Here is a 17,469-nt window from a genome sequence, read left to right as displayed (position 1 = left end):
CGGCCAATAACCCCTGAGCCTGGCACCAGACTGCGGATGCCAGGGCTCAGGGCAACGCGTCGACGGTGCGGCGGCGGGGCGCGATCAGCAAGGCCAGCAGTAGCCCAAGCAGGCCGGTGGCATAGCTCATCGATAGCGGCAGCAGGCGACTCAGGGTTTCGCCAGGGCGTATGCAGCTATAGCGAAATCCATAACCCTGCTCATCTGCCCAGACTCCCGGGACCTTGTTCACCGGTGTCGGGTCTGATGGCGCCAGTTGCTCATCCGAGAGCTCCAGCTTGGCATGGCTCGCTTCACGTGCCGCCAGTTGTTCGATGGCCTGCAACTGGGCATCGTTGCAGCGGCTCTCGCTCCAGTTGTGCAACACCAGCAAGGCCGATAGCAGCAACAGCAAAGGCACTGGATAAAAGCGTCGGGTCGGCAACAGGGGCGCTACCAGCAGTCCGGCCAGGAAACCGGCCAGCAGCAGGTTGGCCCAGTACCAGCCGCCGCCTTCCCAGCTTGGCAGCATTATCAGCATCAGCACCGGGGGCAGTACGACGCGAGCGAACAGCAGGCACAGGGCTGCGGCGAGGAGGGTGACCAGCAGGGTCTTGATCCAGGATTTCATGGCTGTTTCGCCGCCTGTGTAAATGGAGCCAAAACGGCACGCATCAGTCTTGTGTCGCCTGCCCGGGAATATTCGGTGGGGTGAAGCGGCGGGCATATTGGAGCATGTCCCGGGGATAGATCATGTGCCGCACCGCGCCATCGTCCAGGCCGTAGAGGTAGACGATGGCCGCGGCCTCGAAGGCCCAATAGCCGAAGTAGCCGCCATCGTCGTCGAAACTATGGCTGTCGTGCCACGGAGCGTGCACGAAGGCCGGGTACCACTGGTTGCAGTACTCCACCAACAATTCTCGGGCTTGCGCCGGGTCCTCGTGGTAGACCGCGCGCACCAGGGGCGTGTAGACCTCGTGGTACCACTCATCCACCTCCACCCGGTCGGCCAGGAAACCCTTGAGCAGATCCTCGATCAGCACGTCCTCGCCATGGTAGCCGGCGCGATCCTGCAACAGCGCCACCCGTGGCAGCAGGTCGCTGCGTTGCAGGAGGATGCACAGGCTGATGACCTGTACGTACTCCTCGAAGTCATGAGGGTAGTGATCGATCGCCAGGGGCGCGATTTCCGGCAGTTCTTCATAGCGCGCCAGCTTGCGCTGGTAGTCCTCGTAGCTTTCCACCACTGCGTCCAGGGCCTGGGCCAGCGCTTGCATGGGCTCGCCAGCGGTGTAGCCGAGGATCAGCCGGTGCAGGCGCGCTTGCTGCACCTGCCGGGCCTTGAAGGAGGCTTCCTGGAGGGGGCAGTCGGCCTCCATGGAGTGCTCCTGCCAGAAGGCCTCGGTGCCTTCCAGGTGCTCGCTGAGCTGGTAGTACTGTTTGTGGCTGAGAAACACTTGCCTGCGGTTCATCGCGCTCGCCTCGGTTCAATAGGGGATCAGGGTGAAAGCCGGCTTGCGCTCGGACGCTTCCAGCAGCAGGGTCGGCAGGTCCACCTCGGTAGGCTCCAGGCACAGGATGCCGAGCTCCTCCTCCAGGGCTGGGCGGTCGGCCGCCAGTGCCTGGATCGGCAGGCGTTGGTAGGGGCGTGGGTCTTCGCCGTAGTAGACCTTGGCGGTGCCGGCAGGGATGCCTTCCAGGCGGGCGAAGCCTTCTTCGTCGAGGTGCCCCTGGATTTGCGAACCGTCGGTGAAGACCACCCGGTAGGCGGCACCGGACACGGGTTCGAGGTTGGAGTAATGCAGGTTCAGTTCCAGCCAGTGGCCGTCGCCGGTGAGGTGCTCCATGCCCTGGTTGATGGCTTGTGGAGTGCTGGCGGCCTCGCGGGCTGCGGGCAAGGTACTGCTGGTACCGGCACTGCCTGCCGATTGCGGCTTGGGCAACAGGGCCGGGCCCTGGCTGTGGGCCAGGGCCGAACTGTTGCGTTGCACCGCCAGCCACGGTGCGATGCGTTGCTGCACCGCTTGCATGAGCATCTGGCTGTGGTCCCGGGCCTCGTCCAGGTTGTGCAGCACCAGTTGCTGCTGGCGTGGGGCAAGGCCTGTGAAGGTCGAGGACGCCTGCACGCCACGGACGATCTCTGGCATTTCCTCGGTCAGGCGAGCGGGGTCCAGGGATTTTTCCAGTAATTGTTCCGGGCTGGTCTTGATCCGGCAGCTCAGCAGCGTATGGCGGATCAGGTCGAAGAGCTTATCGGCGTGGCGCCAGGGGGCGCGGTTGATCTGGCGCAGGATGAGCTTGAATTCCTGCCCGGGGCCGGGGATCCAGCCGATCAAGGCCAGGGCCAGGTCGAAGAGGGCGTCTGCTTCGTCCTGGTCATTGTTCACTGCATCCAGTTCAAGGATCGCCTGGACCGTATCGTAGGCGTTGAGCTCCTGGGCCAGCAGCGGCAGGCGACCGCGCTTGATGGCTTGGCTCAGTTCGGCCTTGGCTTCTGGATAGTCGTCGTAATACAGGTCTTCGACCATGCCGTGCTCCTTCCCTGGAAAATTCGAGCGCGGATGCTGCACCAGTGCCGGCCTGGGGGCAAGTCGTTTGACCACCAAGGGCGTATCTCTGCGACCGCTGCGCGCCTGTGGGCAGCCTGCGGCAGCGGACATAAGAAGCGAGTCCGTAGCCGCTGTCGAGACTGCGCCAAGGTCCGCAGGACCTCAAGCGTTCGGCCAGTCAAGCACAGGCTGCGCTCGGCGGGGGTCAGAACGAGCGGATGATCCGCCCCAGGGTCTCCATGGCCTTTTCCATCGTCTCGTTCCAGGGGCTGCCGTAGTTGAGGCGAATGCAATTGCGAAAACGCTGGGTCGGGGAAAAGATCGGCCCGGGGGCGATGCTGATGCCCTGGGCCAGGGCCATCTGGAACAGTTTCAGCGAGTCCATCTGCGGCGGTAGCTCCAGCCACAGGAAGTAGCCGCCAGCGGGCTGGCTGACCCGGGTCTGGGCCGGGAAGTGCCGGGCGATCGCCGCCAGCATGGCGCTTTGCTGTTCTTCCAGGGCATAGCGCAGCTTGCGCAGGTGACGGTCGTAGCCGCCATGTTGCAGGTAGTCGGCGATCGCCGCCTGGGCCGGCATCGAGGCGCACAACGAGGTCATCAACTTGAGCCGTTCGATCTTCTGTGCGTAGCGCCCGGCGGCCACCCAACCGATGCGGTAGCCCGGGGCCAGGCTCTTGGCGAAGGACCCGCAGTGCATCACCAGGCCCTCGGTATCGAAGGCCTTGGCCGGTTTCGGGGCTTGCTGGCCGTAGTACAGCTCGGCGTAGACATCGTCCTCGATCAGCGGCACCTGGTGCTGGCGCAGCAGTTCCACCAGTTCCTGTTTCTTGGCCTCGGGCATGCTCGCGCCCATGGGGTTCTGGAAGTTGGTCATGCACCAGCAAGCCTTGATCGGATGGCGCTCCAGGGTCTGGGCCAGGACCCCCAGGTCGATGCCGTCCCGTGGGTGCACGGGAATCTCCACCGCCTTGAGCTTGAGTCGCTCCAGGACCTGCAGGCTGGCATAGAAGGCCGGGGCCTCGATGGCCACCAGGTCGCCGGGTTCGGTCACGGCCTGCAAGCACAGGTTCAGCGCCTCGAGGGCGCCGTTGGTGATCAGCAGCTCCTCCATGGGCAGCATCAGCCCCGCCACCATGTAGCGCAGGGCGATCTGCCGCCGCAGTTGCGGGTTGCCCGGCGACATGTCGGTGACCACCACCCGTGGGTCCATCTCGCGGCTCGCGCTGGCCAGGGAGCGGGACAGGCGCTGCAGGGGGAACAGGGTCGGGCTGGGGAAGGCCGAGCCGAAGGGCACGGTACTCGGGTCCTTGATCGAGTCGAGCACCGAGAACACCAGTTCGCTGACATCGACTTCGGTGGATTCGTTGACTTCGCTGCTGATCACCGGCTCGGAGAATGGGCTGGGCGCGTGGGCATTGACGAAGTAGCCCGAACGCGGGCGGGCACGGATCAACCCGCGGCGTTCCAGCAGGTAATAGGCCTGGAACACCGTCGACGGGCTGACCCCGTAGGTCTGGCTGGCATAGCGCACCGAGGGTACGCGCTGGCCAGGACCCAGGACCCCGGAACGGATCAGTTCGGCGATGTCATCGGCGAATTTTTCGTAGCGTTTCATCTGCGGTGCAAGATCCAGTCTGGTCATCGGTGCGACATGCGTGAGGTAGCGAGAGTAGGGACTGCGACCCGCGGGCGCCAGGAAGGTCCAGGGCGCCCGCGGGTGCTCGTGGCGTGGCCCGGGATACCCCTCGCCACGGCATTCTAGAGGTTCAGCGGTTCATCGGCGCGACAAAACGACTCGCCGCCACGGCCTGGATGCCCGGATCGTCGCTATCGCTGACCTTGAAGCTGATGTCCTGGGAACTGCTTTGCGGGCGTTCCTGGACCAGCGCCACCGAAACCGGCAAGTCGATGATTTCACCTGGAGCCAGGCTCAGCTCGGTCTTGCCTTGCAGCTCGAAGCCTTCGCCATCCACCAGGGCTACCTGGTATTGCTGGCGTTGCTGGGTCTTGTTGATGATCTTCAGGCTGTAGATGTTCTCGATCTGTCCCAGGGCGTTCTCGCGGAACAGGCCACGGTCCTTGGTCACGTCCAGGGACACCATCGGCCGTTGCACCAGGGCCAGGGTCAGCGCGCCGATCATCACCAGCATCACTGCGCAGTAGCCCACCAGGCGCGGCCGCAGCAGGTGGGTCTTGCCTCCTTGCAGCTCATGTTCGGAGGTATAGGAGATCAGGCCGCGGGCGTAGCCCATCTTGTCCATGATCGAGTCGCAGGCATCGATGCAGGCGGCGCAGCCGATGCATTCCATCTGCAGGCCGTCGCGGATGTCGATGCCGGTGGGGCATACCTGCACGCACAGCTGGCAGTCGATGCAATCGCCCAGGCCGACGTCGGCGGGCTTGACGTCGCGCTTGCGCGGGCCTCGGCTTTCGCCACGGGCCGGGTTGTAGGAAATGGTCAGGGTGTCCTTGTCGAACATCACGCTCTGGAAGCGGGCATAAGGGCACATGTGCATGCACACTGCTTCGCGCATCCAGCCGGCATTGATATAGGTAGCGCCGGCGAAGAACACTACCCAGAACAGGCTCAGGCCGCCGATCTGCAGGGTCATCAGTTCCTGGGCCAGGGGCCGGATCGGGGTGAAGTAGCCAACGAAGGTCAGGCCGGTGAGCAGGCTGATGCCCAGCCACAGGGTGTGCTTGAGGGCCCGGCGGGCCAGCTTGTTGGCGCTCCAGGGCGCGGCCTGCAGCTTGATCCGCTGGTTGCGGTCGCCCTCGGTGACCTTTTCGCACCACATGAACAGCCAGGTCCAGGAGCTCTGCGGGCAGGTATAGCCGCACCACACCCGGCCGGCGAACACCGTGATGGAGAACAGGCCGAAGGCGCAGATGATCAGCAGCGCCGAGAGGAGGATGAAGTCCTGGGGCCAGAAGGTGGCGCCGAAGATATGGAACTTGCTTTCCGCCAGGTCCCACAGCACTGCTTGGCGTCCGCCCCAGTTCAGCCAGACGGTGCCGAAGAACAAGAGGAACAGGAACCCTGCGCCGCTCATGCGCAGGGTGCGGAACAGGCCGCTGAAACTACGGGTGTAGACGTGTTTGTCGGTGCTCTTCGTCTTCATCTGTTTAGGGCGTGAAGGTTCGAAGGTCTCTACTAATCGGACGGGGATTCTTTCGCTCATGGTCGTTCGCTCATAGCCTCCATCAGGCCGCGCAACTATGACCACGGATCTGTTTGCATAACAGACTCAGCTATTTGATAAAAAAGCGGATCAGATGGCCTTTCCAGGAGGCCTGCGACAACTTGCTGCACCCCGGCAAGTTCCCCGGGGACCTGGCCCCGCAGGCTGATGGCACAGGGCTACGGGGCGGACCCTGATCCAGGTCAGTCAAATCACCGAATCACCCCCGGAGGCCTTCAGGTGGCGTCGGCCGTCGGTGGCACCTGCTACGGTCAATGCGTCGGCTTCTGCTTCGGTGATGTAGATCCGCTCGCCCTTGATCTCCACCGCCGACATCGCCTTGGCGCTGTCGGTGATGATGGTCACGGCACTGGCGGGCAGGCGTTCGTGGAGGGTCTGGGTGTCGAAATAACAGTGCTGCTGTTCGATGCGCAGGCTCATGTCGGGTACCTCCTGGCGATGGCTATACAGGTTAGGGCCCGAAGCGCGGCCAGGGTTCGCCGCCGGCGATCAACGGCGGCCAGGCAGTGGGCCGGCACCATCTGCCCGACGCCGCGGTCCATCCTTAATGAAGCCCATGGCCCGCAACCCGCGGGGCCGGGATGGCCGGAGGAACACTCGATGGACGCCTGGTGGCATGAGGTATGGCTGACCCTGCAAGCGGAGTTCGCTGATATCGGCGATGCGCGGCAGATGACCCGGATCATCCTGCGCCTGCTGCTGGCAGCAGCGCTGGGCGCGGTGCTGGGGTTCGAGCGGGAACAGAAGGGCAAGGCGGCAGGAGTGCGCACCCACATGCTGGTGGCCATGGGCGCCGCCTTGTTCGTGCTGGTGCCGAGCCTTTCGGGAGCCCAGTCCGACGCCATGAGCCGGGTGCTCCAGGGAGTGATCGCCGGGATCGGCTTCCTCGGTGCCGGGACCATTCTCAAGGGGCGTGAGGAGGAGGCAGGCCAGCACGTCAAGGGCCTGACCACCGCCGCCGGGTTGTGGATGACCGCCGCCATCGGCGTCGCGGCCGGCATGGGCCGCGAGGCCACGGCGCTGTTGAGCACCTTGCTGGCATTGATGGTCTTCAGCCTGATGCCGTTGATCGTGCGGCGCCTGGAAAAGCGCTGAATACCGCCTGTCTATCTATGCTTGCCGGCGAACCGCCGCACTCATTCCCGCTGCTCGGCCAGTACCGGCGGCCTGGGCATGGGCGGGTCGACCTTGGGCGGCGGGGTGCTGTCCGGTGGCTCCTGCTCGGGAACCTCCGGTGGTTCGCTGGGCGGCAGGGGTGGCTGGTCGATGTTCGGATCAGGTGGATCCGCCGGGATCGGGATACTCATTGCTGGCCTCCTGGGTGCTTGCAGTTGCACCGGCTCGTTCGGTGGACCCCGCAACGGCGCATTTGATTCCCGCCGTCACGATGATCAATTGCGCTGAACTTTCCGTAAGGCGGGTGGCTCGGAACCTAAGTGTGTCGATCCAGCGCTGTACCGGGGCATCGCCGACCCGGTCAGCCTAGCGTCGAGAACCAGTACAGAGGGGTGATGCTCGATGAGCGCAGAACAACCGACCGAACAGGACTACCAGGCGCACCTGCCGTTGTCCCAGGCCTTGCTGCTGCCGCGCATCGCCATCGAAGGTACCCGCCCGGTGCTCGATGGCGGCCAGTTCGCGGCCAAGGCCACTGCGGGCCAGCAGGTGGAGGTGGGGTGCAAGGTCTTCGCCGATGGCCACGACAAGCTGGCGGTGCGGGTGCGCTGGCGCAACGAACGGCAGGATGTTTGGCACAGCCGGGTCCTGGAAGACCAGGGCAACGATGGCTGGCTGGGGCACTTCCCGGTGCCGGAGGCGGGCCGCTACCGCTTCTGCATCGAGGCCTGGATCGACCTGTTCGCCAGCTTCTGCTACGAGCTGGAAAAGAAGCACCTGGCCGCCCAGCCGGTCAGCCTGGAACTGCAAGAAGGCCGCACCCTGGTGCAGCAGGCTGGCGAACGCAGCGAAGGCGCGCTGCGCGAACAACTGCTGGTACTGCACCAGCAACTGGGCGGCTTGCTCGCGGCCGAGCAGGTGGCGCTGTTCTTGAGTGCCGACAGTGCCCGGCTGATGGCCGAGGCCGACCTGCGTCCCTACCTCAGCCTGAGTCCCGAGTACCCATTGGACGTGGAGCGCGAGCGTGCGCAGTTCGCCAGCTGGTACGAGCTGTTTCCCCGTTCCATCACCGACGATCCGGCGCGCCACGGCACCTTCGACGATGTGCATTCGCGCTTGTCGATGATCCATGACATGGGCTTCGACGTGTTGTATTTCCCGCCGATCCACCCCATTGGCCGGCGCCACCGCAAGGGGCGCAACAACGCCTTGGTCGCGGCCCCGGACGATCCCGGCAGCCCCTATGCCATCGGCAGCGAGGAGGGCGGCCACGAGGCGATCCATCCGCAACTGGGCAGCCGCGAGGATTTTCGCCGGCTGGTGGCCGCAGCCGCCGACCATGGCCTGGAAATCGCCCTGGATTTCGCCATCCAGTGCTCCCAGGACCATCCCTGGCTGACCCAGCATCCGGGCTGGTTCAACTGGCGCCCGGACGGCACGATCAAATACGCCGAGAACCCGCCCAAGAAGTACCAGGACATCGTCAACGTCGACTTCTATGCCGCCGATGCCATCCCCAGCCTATGGCTGGAGCTGCGAGACATAGTGCTCGGCTGGGTCGAGGAGGGCGTCACCATCTTCCGGGTCGATAACCCGCATACCAAGCCGTTGCCGTTCTGGCAGTGGTTGATCGCAGATGTGCGCAGCCGGCACCCGCAGGTGATCTTCCTGGCCGAGGCCTTCACCACCCCGGCGATGATGGCGCGCCTGGGCAAGATCGGTTACTCCCAGAGCTACACCTACTTCACCTGGCGCAACACCAAGAGCGAACTGGCCAGTTATTTCAGCGAGCTGAACCAGTCGCCCTGGCGCGAATGCTTCCGGCCGAATTTCTTCGTCAACACTCCGGATATCAACCCCGGCTTCCTGCATGACTCGGGCCGCCCCGGCTTTCTCATCCGCGCGGCGCTGGCGACCATGGGTTCGGGCCTGTGGGGCATGTATTCGGGGTTCGAGCTGTGCGAGTCGGCGCCGTTGCCAGGCAAGGAGGAATACCTGGATTCGGAGAAGTACGAGATCCGCCCGCGGGACTTCAATGCCCCGGGCAACATCATCGCCGAGATCGCCCAGCTCAACCGTATCCGCCGCCAGAACCCGGCGCTGCAATCGCACCTGGGGCTCAAGCTGTACAACGCCTGGAACGACCGGATCCTGTACTTCGGCAAACGCAGCGCCGACGGCGGCAACTTCGTGCTGGTGGCGGTCAGCCTCGATCCCTTCAACCCCCAGGAGGCGCATTTCGAGCTGCCACTCTGGGAAATGGGCCTGCCCGACGATGCCGCCACCCAGGGCGAGGACTTGATGAACGGCCATCGCTGGACCTGGTACGGCAAGGTCCAGTTCATGCGCCTTGAACCGGCCCAACCGTTCGGTATCTGGCGCATCAGCGTCGACTGACCTGGCCGCGCCGCCGGCCCTAAGGCCAGGCGGCAGTGGCCGGGCAGGGACCTCTGAACAGATTCAGGAGTGAGCAATGGCGAAGAAAACCCGACCAGCGACCTTCATCAAGGATCCGCTCTGGTACAAGGACGCGGTGATCTACCAAGTGCATGTGAAGTCCTATTTCGATTCCAACGACGATGGCGTCGGCGACTTTCCCGGGCTGATCGCCAAGCTGGACTACATCAAGGAACTGGGGGTCAACACCATCTGGTTGTTGCCGTTCTATCCCTCGCCACGGCGCGACGACGGCTACGACATCGCCGAGTACCGTGGGGTCAGCCCCGACTATGGCACCCTGGCGGACGTCCGGCGGTTCATCGCCGAGGCCCACAAGCGCGAACTGCGGGTGATCGCCGAACTGGTGATCAACCACACCTCCGACCAGCACCCCTGGTTCCAGCGTGCCCGCAAGGCAAAGCCCGGTTCGGCGGCGCGCAACTTCTATGTGTGGTCCGACGACGACCAGAAGTACGCCGGCACGCGCATCATCTTCCTCGACACCGAGAAGTCCAACTGGACCTGGGACCCGGTGGCGGGCCAGTACTTCTGGCACCGCTTCTATTCCCACCAGCCGGACCTGAACTTCGACAATCCGCAGGTGATGAAGGCGGTGCTCTCGGTCATGCGCCACTGGCTGGACATGGGTATCGACGGCCTGCGCCTGGACGCCATCCCCTACCTGATCGAGCGCGATGGCACCAACAACGAGAACCTGGCCGAGACCCACGATGTGCTCAAGCGCATCCGCGCCGAGATCGATGCCCATTATCCGGACCGCATGCTCCTGGCCGAGGCCAACCAGTGGCCCGAGGACACCCAGCTGTACTTCGGCCAGGCCAGTGGCAATGGTGCCGATGGCGACGAATGCCACATGGCCTTCCACTTTCCGCTGATGCCACGCATGTACATGGCCCTGGCCCAGGAAGATCGCTTCCCGATCACCGACATCCTGCGCCAGACCCCGGAAATCCCGGCCAATTGCCAGTGGGCGATCTTCCTGCGCAACCACGATGAGCTGACCCTGGAAATGGTCACCGACAAGGAGCGCGACTACCTGTGGAACTACTACGCCGCTGACCGGCGGGCGCGGATCAACCTGGGCATCCGCCGGCGCCTGGCACCGCTGATGGAGCGTGATCGGCGGCGCATCGAACTGCTCAACAGCCTGCTGCTGTCGATGCCCGGTACTCCGACCCTGTACTACGGCGACGAGATCGGCATGGGCGACAACATCTACCTGGGCGACCGCGATGGCGTGCGCACGCCGATGCAGTGGTCCATCGACCGTAACGGCGGTTTCTCCCGGGCCGACCCGGCGAGCCTGGTGCTGCCGCCGATCATGGACCCGCTCTACGGCTACCAGTCGGTGAACGTCGAGACCCAGTCCGGCGATCCGCATTCGCTGCTCAACTGGACCCGGCGCCTGCTGGCGGTGCGCAAGCAATCCAGGGCCTTCGGCCGGGGCACGCTGAAGATGCTGTCGCCGAACAATCGCCGGATCCTGGCCTATACCCGCGAATACACCGGGGCCGATGGCAAGCAGGAGATCATCCTCTGCGTGGCCAACGTCTCGCGCAGCGCCCAGGCGGCGGAGCTGGACCTGTCGAGCTTCGCCGGCATGGTGCCGGTGGAGATGCTCGGCGGCAGCGCCTTCCCGCCCATCGGCCAATTGAATTTCCTGCTGACGCTGGCGCCCTATGGCTTCTACTGGTTCGTCCTGGCCAGCGAGCAGCAGATGCCCAGCTGGCATGTCGAGCCGGCCCAGAGCCTGCCGGAGTTCACCACCCTGGTGTTGAAGAAACGCCTCGAGGAATTGCTGGAGGCGCCGTCGCGCACCACCCTGGAGCAGGAAATCCTGCCCAGCTGGCTGCCCAAGCGCCGCTGGTTCGCCGACAAGGACAGCACCCTGGGCCAAGTGCAGCTGGTGTATGGCGTGCGCTTCGGCGATCCGCAGCACCCGGTGCTGCTGGGCGAGATCGAGGTCACCAGCCAGGGCCGCAGCCAGCGCTACCAGGTGCCATTCGGCCTGCTGGCCGAGGACCAGATCAGCAGCGCCTTGCCCCAGCAACTGGCCATGTCCCGGGTCCGGCGCGGGCGCCAGGTGGGCTTGATAACCGATGCCTTCGCCCTCGACAGCTTCGTGCGCAGCGTGCTCCAGGCGCTCCAGGCCCAGGCCCGCTTGGACAGCGCCGCCGGGCAGATCCGTTTCGATGGCAGCCCGCAACTGCAGCGCCTGGGCCTGGATGCCGAGGTCGACGTGCGCTACCTGTCGGCCGAGCAATCCAACAGCTCGGTGGTGGTGGGCGAAAGCCTGGTGCTCAAGCTGGTGCGCAAGGTGGCCGGCGGCATCCACCCGGAACTGGAAATGGGCGCTTTTCTCACCCAGGCCGGTTTTGCCCATATTTCGCCATTGCTGGGCTCGGTGGTGCGCCGTGACGCGCAGGGCGAGGATCACCTGCTGATGATCGCCCAGGGCTACCTGAGCAACCAGGGCGACGCCTGGGAGTGGACCCAGAGCAACCTGGAGCGGGCGATTCGCGACGAGCTGGCCAGCGCCGTTTCCGAGCAGGAGCAGCATTACAACGCCCTGGCCGAACTCCAGGACTTCGCCGGACTCCTGGGCCAGCGCCTGGGGGAAATGCACATGCTGCTCGCCGCCCCCGGCAGTGCTGCGGATTTCACGCCCCAGGCCTATACCCAGGAGGATCTCCAGGCTTGCCAGCGCCAAGTCAGTGGGCAACTGGAACACAGTTTGCAGTTGCTCGAAGAACACCAGGACAGCCTCGCCGAGACCGACCGTGGCCTGTGCCGGCGCCTGTTGCGGCACAAGGGGCGCATACTCGACGCCGTCGATCAACTGGCCGGGCAATTGCTGGGCGGCTTGCGCATCCGGGTCCATGGCGACCTGCACCTGGGCCAGGTGCTGGTGATCAAGGGCGATGCCTACCTGATCGACTTCGAGGGCGAGCCGGCGCGGCCCCTGACGGAACGCCGGGCCAAGCACAGCCCCTACAAGGATGTCAGTGGCGTGCTGCGTTCGTTCGACTACGCCGCGGCCCTGGCCCTGGAGGCGCCGGCGGTGGATGGCGCGCCGGATGCCCAGGCGGTCCGGCAAGCCGTGGTCGGGCGCTACCTGGAGCGCTCCCGGCAGGCTTTCGTCACGGCGTACCGGCAGGCGACGGCTAATCTTGCCCATGGCTGGCGAGCGTCGGCGGCCGATGCTGCCCTGGTGCTGTTCAGCCTGGAGAAGGCGGCCTACGAGCTGGCCTATGAGGCGCAGAACCGGCCCGCCTGGTTGCACGTGCCGCTGCGCGGCCTGGCTGGCCTGTTGCGTGAACTACCGGACTTTTCCGACATCGATGGAGAGCAGTCATGAATTTCTCGAACAGGGAGCAGGAGCGGCGCCAGGAGAGGTTGCTGCCACCGGCCGGGGCTATCGAGGCCCTGGTCCGGGCCGAGAACAACGACCCGTTCGCCATCCTCGGGCCCCATGGCGACGGTGCCGGTGGGCAGGTCATCCGGGCTTTCCTGCCCGGGGCGCTGAGTGTCCAGGTGCTGGACCGCGAGCAGCAGCAATTGCTCGGCAACCTGGAAGCCGACGAGGTGCCGGGGTTGTTCGCCGGGCATTTTCCCGAGGCCCGGCCCTACCTCCTGCGTGTGCAGTGGGCCGGTGGCGAACAGGTCAGCGAAGACCCCTACAGCTTCGGGTCGTTGCTTGGCGAAATGGACCTGTACCTGTTCGCCGAAGGCAATCACCGCGACCTCGGCAGTTGCCTGGGAGCCCAGTTGACCACGGTGGACGGCGTCGCCGGCGTGCGTTTCGCGGTGTGGGCGCCCAATGCCCGGCGGGTCTCGGTGGTGGGTGACTTCAATGTCTGGGATGGCCGTCGGCATCCCATGCGCCTGCGTCATCCTTCGGGGGTCTGGGAGCTGTTCATCCCGCGACTGCACGCTGGTGAATCCTACAAGTACGAGGTCCTCGGGCCCCACGGCATCCTGCCGCTCAAGGCCGACCCGGTAGCCCTGGCGACCCAGCTGCCGCCCGACACCGCGTCGAAGGTCGCGGCGCCGCTGGCCATCGACTGGCAGGACCAGGAGTGGATGCTGGCCCGTGGCGAACGCCAGCGGGTCGATGCGCCGCTGGCGATCTACGAGCTGCACGCCGGTTCCTGGCAGTGCGAGGTCGACGACGTGGGCGAGGTGGCCCGCCACTACAGTTGGCCGGAGCTGGCCGAACGGTTGATTCCCTACGTCAAGGAACTGGGCTTCACCCATATCGAGCTGATGCCGATCATGGAACACCCGTTCGGCGGTTCCTGGGGCTACCAGCCCCTGGCGCAGTTCGCGCCCAGCGCCCGCTACGGTACGCCCGAGGAGTTCGCGGCTTTCGTCAATGCCTGCCACCTGGCGCAGATCGGGGTGATCCTGGACTGGGTGCCGGCGCACTTTCCCACCGATACCCATGGGTTGGCGCAGTTTGATGGCACGGCGCTGTATGAGTACGGCAACCCCCTGGAAGGTTTCCACCAGGACTGGGACACCCTGATCTACAACCTCGGGCGTACCGAGGTGCACGGCTTCATGCTGGCCTCGGCCCTGCATTGGCTCAAGCATTTCCATGTCGATGGACTGCGGGTCGATGCGGTGGCCTCGATGCTCTACCGCGACTACTCGCGCAAGGCCGGGGAGTGGGTGCCCAACCGTCACGGCGGCCGGGAAAACCTCGAGGCGATCGAGTTCCTGCGCCATCTCAACGACGTGGTGGACCTGGAGGCGCCGGGCGCCCTGGTGATCGCCGAGGAATCCACCGCCTGGCCCGGGGTCAGCCAGAGTACCGAGCATGGCGGGCTGGGCTTCGCCTACAAGTGGAACATGGGCTGGATGCACGACTCCCTGCATTACATCCAGCAAGACCCGGTCTATCGGGCCCACCACCACAACGAACTGAGCTTCGGCCTGGTGTATGCCTGGTCCGAGCGCTTCATCCTGCCGATCTCCCATGACGAAGTGGTGCACGGCAAGCATTCGCTGATCGACAAGATGCCTGGCGATCGCTGGCAGAAGTTCGCCAACCTGCGGGCCTACCTGAGCTTCATGTGGACCCATCCGGGCAAGAAGCTGTTGTTCATGGGCTGCGAGTTCGGCCAGTGGCGCGAGTGGAACCACGACCAGCAGCTGGACTGGTACTTGTTGCAATATCCCGAACACCGTGGCGTGCAACAGCTGGTGGGCGACCTCAACCGCCTGTACCGCGAGTATCCGGCGCTGCACGAGCAGGACCACGTGCCCCAGGGCTTCCAGTGGCTGATTGGCGACGATGCGCTCAACAGTGTGTATGCCTGGCTGCGCTGGAGCCGCAATGGCGAGCCGTTGCTGGTGGTGGCCAACTTCACCCCGGTGCCACGCGAGGGGTATCGCGTGGGCGTACCCCTGGCCGGGCGCTGGAGCGAGGTGCTCAACAGCGATTCGCAGCTCTATGCCGGGTCCAACTACGGCAACGCCGGCGAAGCCTTCAGCGAAGAGCAGGAAAGCCACGGCCAGGCCCTGTCCCTGGTGCTCAACCTGCCGCCCCTGGCGGTGCTGATCCTGCGCCCCGGCCACTGACACGGCCACAGGGCACGCTTCGTTTAGCCGCTGCCGAAGTTGAACGCCAGCCCTGGCCGATCAGAGGCTGGCGGCGGCCTCGGCGATCAACTCGGCCACGGCGTGCGACTGCGAGGCCAGGGAGGCATGGCTGGCGTCCAGGCGGATCACCTTGCGCGCGTTCAGGCGCGCGGCCATGCGCTCCTGGTTGTGCGGGGCGATCATGCGGTCGGCGCTGGAGATCTGGTACCACGAGGGTTTGTCGCGCCAGGCCGGGGCGCCCAGGGTATCGCCGAAGGTGCTGGCCAGCGGGGCTTTCTGGGTCAGGCCCATGATCAGTCCCTCGCGGGCCGGCAGGTCCTGGCAAAAACTCTCATGGAAGCGCTCCGGACGAACCCACAGGTAGCCGTCGCTGTCCGGTTCCAGGTTGGCCGCGGCCGCGGGAGGAAACTCCTGGGTCAGGCTGCCGGGGCTCTCGCCGCTGTCGGGAGCGAAGGCGGCGATGTACACCAAACCAGCGACGTTGGCCTCGTGGCCGGCCTGGGTGATCACCGCGCCGCCGTAGGAATGCCCCACCAGCAGTACCGGCCCGGTTTGCTGGGCCAGCAGTTTGCGGGTGCGCTCGACGTCGTCGGCCAGGGACGTCAGGGGCAACTCTACCGCGCGGATCTTCTGCTGGCCGCGTTCCAGCAATTCGTCGATGACCCGGTTCCAGTGGGCGGCGCCGCCCCAGAACCCGTGGACCAGGACGATCGTGGGGGTATCGCTCATGGCATCGCTCCTTTTCAGGGCAGGGGCGGCCCCGGGCGGATGCCCAGGATCCCTGTCCGTTACAGAGCATGCATCAGTCTCATTGCGGCGCCAGTGCCGGATCAGCAATCCGGATGTACGGCAGGTTCCGGCAGGTGGACTTCCACCGCCAGGGGCAGGTGGTCGGAGAGGTGGGTCCAGGGTTTGTTGCCCAGGATCTGCGGGCTTTGGCTACCGGCGTTGCGCAGGTAGACCCGGTCCAGGCGCAGTAGCGGCCAACGTGCCGGATAGGTGCGGGCCGGGCGGCCATGATGGCGTTCAAAGGCTTCGTGCAGGTCGTTGCGCCGGCCCAGGATGCTGTTGCCGCGCAGCTGCCAGTCGTTGAAGTCACCGGCGATGATCACCGGGGCCTGCCCGGGCAGGGATTCGAGCAGTTGGCAGAGCAGGGCCAGCTGTAGCTGCCGGTGGCTTTCCAGGAGGCTCAGGTGCACGCAGATGGCATGCACTTCGTCGTGGCCAGGCACATCCAGCACGCAATGCAGCAGGCCCCGGCGCTCGGGGCCGGTGATCGATACATCGAGGTTGCGATACTGGCGGATGGGGAATTTCGACAGCACGGCATTGCCGTGATGGCCGTCGGGATACACCGCGTTGCGCCCGTAGGCATAGTCGCTCCACATGCTGTCGGCGAGGAACTCGTACTGCGACTGGGAAGGCCAGTTGTCCAGGCGCGAGGCGTGGCGGCCATGCTCGCCCAGCACCTCCTGGAGGAACACCAGGTCGGCCTGGGTGCTGCGCACCGCTTCGCGCAGCTCGGGGAGGATGAAGCGCCGGTTCAGGGCGGTGAAGCCCTTGTGGGTGTTGACCGTCAGGATGCGCAACCGCTGGGTGGCCCCGTGGGGCACTGGCCGGGTGGAATCGCTGTTCACGCTCGCTCCTGTGAAATCAGTGGCGGTTACTGCTTGGGACTGATGACCGGCGCTGGCGTTCAGCTGGATTCCACTCGGACCGCGCTACATGAGGATGATCTCGTAGGGCAGGCGCATGCGTTCCAACACGATGGGCGACAGCGACGGCTGCAAGCCGATCTCCGGCTCGCCCTGCAGTTGGCTGGCGTAGGCATGGGCGGCGTGGCGCTTGCGGGCCACGGTCCAGGTGTCCAGGCGCAGCTTGCGCGCGCGTTGCCAGGGAATCTGGTGCTCCTCGCGGGCCGAGCTGTGCCAGGCCCACACGGGGATCTCGCAGAACCTTGCCCCCACTTGCGCCGCGGCCTTGGCGGCAGCCCGGCCGACGGCCTCGTGATCGAGGTTGCCGTCTTCGCGCCAGGTACTGAACACCACGTCCCCAGGGCGCAGGTAGCGGCTGATGAACGGTACCAGCTGCTGTTCGCGCTCGCTCAAGGCGCTGTCGGCGAACCCGCCGCGAATCCATTTCAGGCTATGCAAAGGCAGGCCCAGGCGGCGCAGGGCCTCGGCGCTTTCCTGGGGCCGGAACACACTCAGGCGGCGTTCCGGCCAGAGCTCGGATCCGGGGTGGCTGGCGCTGCCGTCGCTGACCGAGATCAGCTCCAGGGGGTGGCCGTGGTGGGCCAGCACTTGCAGCAGGCCGCCACTGGCGATCACTTCGTCACCGGGATGCGGAGCCACCATCACCGCCCGGGAACCGGCCGGTACCAGGTTGGCAAGATTGATGGCCGGGACCTCGGCCAGGTTATGGGCGCTGTTCCAGATCTGGCTGGGCCAGCTGTTATCTATTGCGGATATGGCTTTCATAACGTGATACATCCCTGTTTCCGGGTCGTATGCGAAAAGCTGAACGAGCGTTCAGCATCGGCCCTGGGTTTGCAC

General features: G+C 65.3%; 14 protein-coding genes. 4 read left to right on the top strand and 10 right to left on the bottom strand.

Going from position 1 to position 17,469, the window contains the following annotated elements:
- Positions 1-46: 46 nt before the first annotated feature.
- The 6 genes from C4K40_RS16745 to C4K40_RS16720 all read right to left on the bottom strand — a co-directional run bounded on the left by C4K40_RS16745 (position 47) and on the right by C4K40_RS16720 (position 6,151).
- On the bottom strand, positions 47-610 hold the full coding sequence (locus tag C4K40_RS16745; RefSeq protein WP_053130373.1) for a hypothetical protein: 564 nt from the start codon (positions 608-610) through the stop codon (positions 47-49).
- A gap of 43 nt (positions 611-653) precedes the next feature.
- Entirely contained in the window at positions 654-1,451 is a 798-nt protein-coding gene (locus C4K40_RS16740) for a PoNe immunity protein domain-containing protein (RefSeq protein ID WP_053130371.1), read from the bottom strand.
- Positions 1,452-1,466: 15 nt separating this feature from the next.
- The gene (locus C4K40_RS16735) at positions 1,467-2,507 is read right to left on the bottom strand and encodes a hypothetical protein (protein WP_022639003.1); all 1,041 of its coding nucleotides are present in this window, start codon (positions 2,505-2,507) and stop codon (positions 1,467-1,469) included.
- A gap of 226 nt (positions 2,508-2,733) precedes the next feature.
- The gene (gene mapR / locus C4K40_RS16730; protein WP_053130369.1) at positions 2,734-4,143 is read right to left on the bottom strand and encodes a GntR family transcriptional regulator MpaR; all 1,410 of its coding nucleotides are present in this window, start codon (positions 4,141-4,143) and stop codon (positions 2,734-2,736) included.
- 151 nt (positions 4,144-4,294) lie between these two features.
- Complete coding sequence (gene ccoG, locus C4K40_RS16725) at positions 4,295-5,710, bottom strand: cytochrome c oxidase accessory protein CcoG (protein WP_053130367.1); 1,416 nt, start codon at positions 5,708-5,710, stop codon at positions 4,295-4,297.
- A 207-nt stretch (positions 5,711-5,917) separates the two neighbouring features.
- Positions 5,918-6,151 (bottom strand): DUF3203 family protein, encoded by a 234-nt coding sequence (locus tag C4K40_RS16720; RefSeq protein WP_022639001.1) that lies wholly within the window; start codon positions 6,149-6,151, stop codon positions 5,918-5,920.
- Positions 6,152-6,331: 180 nt separating this feature from the next.
- On the opposite strand from C4K40_RS16720, the gene C4K40_RS16715 reads away from it, so the two are divergent.
- A complete protein-coding gene (locus tag C4K40_RS16715) occupies positions 6,332-6,826 on the top strand; it encodes an MgtC/SapB family protein (RefSeq protein ID WP_022639000.1) in 495 nt (164 codons plus the stop codon).
- 41 nt (positions 6,827-6,867) lie between these two features.
- Here the strand turns inward: C4K40_RS16715 and C4K40_RS31570 are convergent, their stop codons facing one another.
- On the bottom strand, positions 6,868-7,038 hold the full coding sequence (locus C4K40_RS31570) for a hypothetical protein (protein WP_164485028.1): 171 nt from the start codon (positions 7,036-7,038) through the stop codon (positions 6,868-6,870).
- Positions 7,039-7,249: 211 nt separating this feature from the next.
- Between C4K40_RS31570 and C4K40_RS16710 the strand changes: the two genes are divergently transcribed.
- The 3 genes from C4K40_RS16710 to glgB all read left to right on the top strand — a co-directional run bounded on the left by C4K40_RS16710 (position 7,250) and on the right by glgB (position 14,893).
- A complete protein-coding gene (locus C4K40_RS16710) occupies positions 7,250-9,244 on the top strand; it encodes an alpha-1,4-glucan--maltose-1-phosphate maltosyltransferase (RefSeq protein ID WP_053130365.1) in 1,995 nt (664 codons plus the stop codon).
- A gap of 76 nt (positions 9,245-9,320) precedes the next feature.
- The gene (gene treS / locus C4K40_RS16705; protein WP_053130363.1) at positions 9,321-12,665 is read left to right on the top strand and encodes a maltose alpha-D-glucosyltransferase; all 3,345 of its coding nucleotides are present in this window, start codon (positions 9,321-9,323) and stop codon (positions 12,663-12,665) included.
- Positions 12,662-14,893, top strand: a complete 2,232-nt coding sequence (gene glgB / locus C4K40_RS16700) for a 1,4-alpha-glucan branching protein GlgB (RefSeq protein WP_124421329.1) — start codon at positions 12,662-12,664, stop codon at positions 14,891-14,893. Before treS ends, glgB begins: the two co-directional genes overlap by 4 nt.
- 60 nt (positions 14,894-14,953) lie before the next feature.
- Here glgB and C4K40_RS16695 read toward each other — a convergent pair whose 3' ends face one another.
- From C4K40_RS16695 to C4K40_RS16685, 3 genes are all read right to left on the bottom strand, one after another.
- A complete protein-coding gene (locus C4K40_RS16695) occupies positions 14,954-15,643 on the bottom strand; it encodes an alpha/beta hydrolase (RefSeq protein WP_053130361.1) in 690 nt (229 codons plus the stop codon).
- 101 nt (positions 15,644-15,744) lie between these two features.
- Positions 15,745-16,551, bottom strand: a complete 807-nt coding sequence (locus tag C4K40_RS16690) for an endonuclease/exonuclease/phosphatase family protein (protein ID WP_053130359.1) — start codon at positions 16,549-16,551, stop codon at positions 15,745-15,747.
- Between the two features lie 84 nt (positions 16,552-16,635).
- Positions 16,636-17,394 (bottom strand): PIG-L deacetylase family protein, encoded by a 759-nt coding sequence (locus tag C4K40_RS16685; RefSeq protein WP_022644260.1) that lies wholly within the window; start codon positions 17,392-17,394, stop codon positions 16,636-16,638.
- Positions 17,395-17,469: the final 75 nt, after the last annotated feature.

This window comes from Pseudomonas sp. CMR5c (genome assembly GCF_003850545.1).
In the GTDB taxonomy this organism is placed as follows: Bacteria; Pseudomonadota; Gammaproteobacteria; order Pseudomonadales; family Pseudomonadaceae; genus Aquipseudomonas; species Aquipseudomonas piscis.
Note: the sequence above shows the minus strand (reverse complement) of the source record. Positions and strands in the feature narration are given on the sequence as shown.